The organism is Frankia sp. CcMO1, from assembly GCF_977945845.1.
Map to the genome: position 1 here is coordinate 1 of NZ_CDWTMG010000268.1, position 6140 is coordinate 6140.

7 protein-coding genes are annotated in these 6140 nt (G+C 70.6%); 4 read left to right on the forward strand and 3 right to left on the reverse strand.

Annotated elements, in window-relative coordinates:
- Both AC08OU_RS21505 and AC08OU_RS21510 read right to left on the reverse strand, forming a co-directional pair.
- Window positions 1-321 (reverse strand): CapA family protein (locus tag AC08OU_RS21505; protein ID WP_476605642.1); only part of this gene is annotated, 321 nt, incomplete at its 3' end.
- 205 nt (window positions 322-526) lie between these two features.
- Entirely contained in the window at window positions 527-1438 is a 912-nt protein-coding gene (locus AC08OU_RS21510) for an LLM class F420-dependent oxidoreductase (RefSeq protein WP_462186461.1), read from the reverse strand.
- Window positions 1439-1564: 126 nt separating this feature from the next.
- Between AC08OU_RS21510 and pdhA the strand changes: the two genes are divergently transcribed.
- The 4 genes from pdhA (at window position 1565) to AC08OU_RS21530 (ending at window position 5612) form a co-directional block, all read left to right on the forward strand.
- Window positions 1565-2764: a pyruvate dehydrogenase (acetyl-transferring) E1 component subunit alpha gene (pdhA, locus tag AC08OU_RS21515; RefSeq protein WP_476600571.1), complete on the forward strand. Its 1200-nt coding sequence runs from the start codon at window positions 1565-1567 to the stop codon at window positions 2762-2764.
- Window positions 2761-3822 (forward strand): alpha-ketoacid dehydrogenase subunit beta, encoded by a 1062-nt coding sequence (locus AC08OU_RS21520; RefSeq protein WP_476600566.1) that lies wholly within the window; start codon window positions 2761-2763, stop codon window positions 3820-3822. Before pdhA ends, AC08OU_RS21520 begins: the two co-directional genes overlap by 4 nt.
- A 52-nt stretch (window positions 3823-3874) precedes the next feature.
- Entirely contained in the window at window positions 3875-5245 is a 1371-nt protein-coding gene (locus AC08OU_RS21525; protein ID WP_462186447.1) for a dihydrolipoamide acetyltransferase family protein, read from the forward strand.
- Window positions 5246-5375: 130 nt separating this feature from the next.
- Window positions 5376-5612, forward strand: coding sequence for a hypothetical protein (locus AC08OU_RS21530; RefSeq protein WP_011434531.1), 237 nt, complete (start codon window positions 5376-5378; stop codon window positions 5610-5612).
- 121 nt (window positions 5613-5733) lie between these two features.
- Here AC08OU_RS21530 and AC08OU_RS21535 read toward each other — a convergent pair.
- A partial coding sequence (locus AC08OU_RS21535) for a hypothetical protein (RefSeq protein ID WP_476605643.1) occupies window positions 5734-6140 on the reverse strand: 407 nt, incomplete at its 5' end.

Sequence of the window (6140 nt, forward strand, 5' to 3'; positions counted from 1 at the left end):
GGCGCCACGGTCCGTCACCGCCGTCTCCAGGTTCGCGATCGCGAGATCGGCCGCGGTCAGGGCCGCCGACATGGGTCCGATCGCCGTCCGCGGATCGGCGGCGAGCCGCGGACCGGGAGCACCCTCGAAGTGGATGTCGCCGCCGAAGGCGATGGTGACCGGCTGCCCCGTCGGCCGCCGCGGGCCGTCACCGACGGGTGCGGCTCCCGCGGTGGCCGCAGTGGCCCCGGCCGGGGGACCGGTGGTGGCGGAGGCACCGTCGGCGTGCGGCGTCGGCCTCGGACGGTCCTCGCCGTAGGGCACGGCACAGGCGACGAACATGAACCCGACGATGACGGCGACGCCACCGGCGACGGCCGTGCGCCCTCCTCTGCACCGAACGCACCGAGCACGCCGGCTGGCTGCACCCCGCTCCACGCCAGGCTCCCCCCTCCGTGACGACCACGCCACGACGAGCCACTCGCAAACCGGCCGCGTCCCGGCCGTTCCCATGATCCCGAGCTCGACCGCCGCGGTCCGTCCGACGTCAGAGTGCCGACAGCACCGGTGCCAGTTCGCGCCACTGCCGACGCGGCAGCCCACGGCGGTCGAAGTCAAGCACCTGCACGGCCACCTGATCGGCCCCGGCGTCGAGATGCTCCTTGATCCGCCCGAGCAGAACGTCCGCGTCCCCCCAGGGGACGATCGTGTCGACCAGGCGGTCCGAGCCCGAGCCGGCGAGATCGTCGTCGTCGAACCCGAAACGCCGCAGGTTCGCCGTGTAGTTCGGCAGCCGAAGATAGGACCCGGTGTGCCGGCAGGCGAGCTCACGGGCCTGTTCCGGATCGGTGTGCAGGACGAACGCCTGCTCGGGGACGAGCAGCTTGTCGGGCCCGAGGATGTCCCGGGCGGCAGCGGTGTGCTCGGGTGGCACAAAATAGGTGTGGGCGCCGTCGGCCCGGTCCCGGGCGAGGCCGAGCATCTTCGGACCGAGCGCGGCGAGCACCCGTGGCGGGACACCGGGCGGTGGCACGGCCCGGTACTGCTCGACCGCCATCCGGTCCATCTCGTCGAGGTACGCCGCCATCTGGGCGAGTGGGCGCGTGTAGGAGGCGCCCCGGATGTGCATCAGCTCGGCGTGGGACACCCCGAGTCCGAGCAGGAACCGGTCCGGGTACGCCTCGGCGAGGGCCAGCTGACCAGCGGTCATGGTGAGCGGGTTACGGGCGAGGATCTGCGCGATCCCGGTCGCGATCGTCATCCGGGAGGTGGCCTCGAGCGCCAGAGCGGCGGTGACCAACACCTCGCGCCCCTTGACCTCACCGGTCCACAACGTCGGATAACCGAGATCGTCGAGTTCTGCGATCGCCTCCCGGACGACCGCGGCCGGGGAGAAGTCGAACTGGCCACTCCAGATCCCCACCTTGCCGATCTCACGCCGGGCCGGCGGGCGGGTCATGTGCTGCGCACTCGTCACCGCGCAACCGTACCGAGCAGGAGCGATGGTCACTCGTCACGGCGGGACCGCCGGATCCGGTTGCCACTGTCCGTCCAAGGTCTATCGTTGGCGAGTGTGACGGAGCTCATGCAGCTGCTCACCCCGGCCGGCCACCGGATCACCACCGCGTCCACGACGACGGCAGCCGGGCCCGATGCGCCGGGGCCCGATCCCTCCAGAGCCCGCGCCGGCGGGGCGGGCGCCGCGGGAGCGGACCCGCCCCGGACAGCCGCCGATCTGGCCGCCCAGATCGCCGATCTGACCGACGACGACCTGTATGGGCTGTATCGGGACATGGTGTTCATCCGCCGGTTCGACGAAGAGGCGACCAGCCTGCAGCGCCAGGGCGAGCTGGGGCTGTGGGCAAGCCTGCGGGGCCAGGAGGCGGCCCAAGTCGGATCCGGCCGGGCGCTGAGGCCTGGCGACATGGCGTTCCCGTCGTACCGGGAACACGGGGTGGCCTGGTGCCGGGGAGTCAGGCCGAGGGAAATCCTGGCGATCTATCGCGGCACGACGCTCGGTGGCTGGGATCCGGACACTCACGGATGCGCCCTCTACTCGATCGTCGTGGGCTCGCAGGCGCTGCACGCCACCGGCTACGCGATGGGAATCGCCCGGGACGGCACCGACGACGCGGCCATTGCGTACTTCGGTGACGGGGCGTCGAGCGAGGGCGACGTCAGCGAGGCGTTCGGATGGGCGAGCGTGTTCGCGCCTCCGCTGGTGTTCTTCTGCCAGAACAACCAGTGGGCCATCTCAGCGCCCGCTCGGCGCCAGAGCCGAATCGAGATCGTCCACCGGGCCGCCGGCTTCGGCTTCCCGGGCGTGCGGGTGGACGGCAACGACGTGCTGGCGTGTCTCGCGGTGACCCAGTGGGCCCTGGCGACCGCGCGTGCCGGGCGTGGCCCGGTGCTGGTGGAGGCCGTGACCTACCGGATGAATCCGCACACCACGGCAGACGATCCCAGCCGCTACCGTCCGGAGAGTGAACTGGGCATGTGGCGTCGGCGTGATCCGTTGGACCGGATGCGCGCCCACCTGACAGCGCGGGGCCTGCTCACCGAGGAGAGTCTGCGGCAGCTGGCCATCGAGGCGGACGCCTTCGCGCACGAGCTGCGCGCGCAGTGCGTCGCGCTGCCGAATCCGATCCCGACCAGCCTGTTCGATCATGTGCAGGTGGCTGAGAATGAACTCGTGACGGCCCAGCGATCGGAGTTGGCGGCCATGTTCGACGTGGAGGGGCCCGGCGTGGAGGACGAGATGGGCGTGCTCGAGGGGAACCGGTGACCAGCGGGGCTGTCGTTGCCGGGGAGCAACGCTCCGACGAGGTCGGTGAGCGGGTCGCCCGCGCCCCGGTCACCATGGCCAAGGCGTTGAACCTCGGGCTGCGTTCGGCGATGGCCGCCGATCCCAAGGTTCTGATCATGGGGGAGGACGTCGGCAAGCTCGGCGGGGTCTTCCGGGTGACCGACGGGCTGCAACAGGAATTCGGCGAGGCCAGGGTCATCGACACCCCGCTGGCCGAGTCGGCGATCGTCGGCACGGCGATCGGGCTGGCCATGCGCGGTTACCGGCCGGTCTGTGAGATCCAGTTCGATGGGTTCGTCTACCCCGCGTTCGACCAGATCGTCAGCCAACTCGCGAAGCTGCACTACCGGTCGGCCGGCCGGATCCGGCTGCCGGTAACGATCCGCATCCCCTTCGGCGGCGGGATCGGCGCTGTCGAGCATCACAGTGAGTCGCCGGAGGCGTACTTCTGCCACACTGCCGGCCTGAAGGTTGTCGCCTGCTCGAACCCGGTCGACGCCCATCACATGATCCAGCAGGCCATCCGGTCCGACGATCCGGTGATCTTCCTCGAACCGAAACGGCGGTACTGGGAGAAGGGCGTGGTCGACCCGCGCCCCCTCGCCGAACTGCCCGCGGACGAGCTCACCCAACTGCACGCCAGCCGGGTCGTGCGCACCGGCACGGACGCGACCCTCGTCGGCTATGGTCCCACCGTGCGGACCTGCCTCGACGCCGCCGAGATCAGCGCGGCGGACGACAGCCGGTCGCTGGAGGTCATCGACCTGCGGACGCTCTCGCCCCTGGACCTAGAACCCGTGCTCGACTCGGTACGCCGGACCGGCCGGCTGGTCGTGGTCCACGAGGCACCGTCCAACGTCTCGGTGTCGGCCGAGGTCACCGCACGAGTGACGGAGCAGGCGTTTTACTCCCTGGAGGCGCCGGTCCTGCGGGTCACCGGTTTCGACACCCCGTATCCCCCGGCCCGCCTCGAAGACCACTACCTCCCCGACGTCGACCGCATCCTCGACGCCGTGGACCGTTCCTTCGCGTACTGAGCATCCTGAGAAGCATGAGGACCGACCAACCGGCTATCTGACTGGGGTTACCGTGACGCAGCGACAGTTCCGGCTCCCTGACCTCGGCGAAGGTCTGACCGAGGCGGACATCGTCCGGTGGCTTGCCCAGGTCGGGGACACCGTCACGGTGAACCAGCCCCTCGTCGAGGTCGAGACCGCGAAGGCGGTCGTCGAGGTCCCCAGCCCGTTCGCCGGGATCCTGGCCGAGATCCACGGCGCCGAGGGAACAACCCTCGCGGTCGGCGCACCCCTGCTGACCATCCAGACCGCCGACGCCGAACCCGACGGGACGGGTGGGAACGGGACGGGTGGGAACAGCCTGCCGACGTCCCGGGACGCTGGCAGCATCGAGCGCACCCCAGTCCTCGTGGGTTATGGGCCGAGGACGGCCGAGAGCCGCCGGCGCCGCCCTCGACGACCACCTATGCCAGCCGGTCCGGGGCACACAGCTGGTCCGGGGCTCGCCAAACCGCCGGTCCGCAAGCTCGCCCGTGACCTCGGCGTCGACCTCGCCTCCCTCGCCGGCACCGGCCCGGACGGCACGATCAGCCGGGCCGACGTCGAGGCCGCAGTGCGTGCCACCGCCCGTACCGCGCCCCTCGCGGCGCCGCCCACGCGCGATGCCCCGCCGATCGGCGTCGTCCCCGCCGGGGCCACCTTCTCCACCGAGACGCGTACCTGGCACGTGCCTGTCACCGGCATCCGGCGGTCGATGGCGCAGGCGATGGTCACCAGCGTCTCGGCCGCCCCGCACGTCACCGAGTTCCTCACCGTCGACGCGACGGCGACGATGGCCGCCCGGGACCGGATCGCGGCGCTGCCGGAGTTCACCGGAATCAAGATCACCGCATTGCTGTTCGTCGCCAGAGCCCTGCTCATCGCCGTTCGCCGACACCCGATGATCAACTCATCCTGGGTCGAGGACGCGGGCGGTGGCCGGCCGGGGAACGGTGGCCGGCCGGAGATACATGTGTACGACCGGGTGAACCTCGGCATCGCCGTGGCGGGCCCGCGTGGGCTCGTCGTGCCCACCATCCCGGACGCCGGCCGGCTCGACGTCGTCGGACTGGCTCACGCCCTGGCCGGCCTCACCACCGCGGCGAGGGCGGACCGGCTCAGCCCCGCGGATCTGCGCGGCGGCACGATCACCATCACCAACGTCGGCGTCCTCGGCGTCGACATCGGCACCCCGATCCTGAACCCGGGCGAAGCGGCGATCCTCGCCCTGGGCTCGATCCGACCGATGCCCTGGGTGCACGAGGGTCAGCTCACCGTGCGTACGGTGGTACAGCTGGCGCTCTCGTTCGACCATCGCATCGTCGACGGCGCGCTGGGCTCCGCGGTCCTCGCCGACGTGGGTGCCGTCCTCACTGATCCCACGGTGGCACTCGCCTGGTCCTGATCGGCTCATCGGATCCACCAGTTGACCACAAACGGGCACACTGCACGCAAGAGGGGCACACAACAGCCCAGATTCCGCTCCCTGGTACGGTTGCGCCTCTGACCGGCTTCCGGCACAAAGAGGTGGAACCATGACGCGAGTGGAGGCACTGCAGGCCGCGGACGAGTTCGTCGCCAAGGTTCTGACCTCCGCCAACTCCAGCGGCCGGTTCACCGGCACGCTCAACCTGGCTGAGCGGGTCGACCTCACCCTACGAGTGGCTCGGTTCCTACTCGAGGGTCAGTCCTCCTCGGATGCCGACGACATCCTCAAGCGGGACATGCGCAACGAGCTCGATCAGGCGTTCCCGCCGCTACGCACCTCCTGAACCGACCATCCCGGCTCGACCCCGCGGACGAGCGCCCGGTCCGGTTCCCTGGTCCGTCCCCACGGACCGCCCTGGGAACCGGACCGGGCGGTGGGCAGGCGGACCGGTGAAGGAGCACGGTTCAGTGAGGCGACACGGGGTGGTCCCCTTCGACGTGCACGTGGATGGCCGGCTGCCCGTCACCGGAGGTCGCCTCCGGGTGGCGTGAGGGGTTCAGCCGACGATCCTCCTCGGGGGCCAGTCCCAGCTCGCGCCGGTGCGGGGCCTCGAATGGGGCGGACGGGTCGACGATGATGCCGTCATCGAGCGGCATGAGCGCGGGCACGCCGTTCTCGGCCGACTCTTCGACGATCTTTCTGCGCCACTGGTCGCGGTACAGGGTGAGGCCGAGCCCAATGGCGCTGACGCACATCAGGATGATGCCCACGGCCGTGATGTCGAGCCCGGACGGTTCGGAGCGGACCGCGAAGGCGAGGATGGCGCCGAGGGCCAAGAGTAAAAGACTCAACGGGATTCCCATACCGGCCC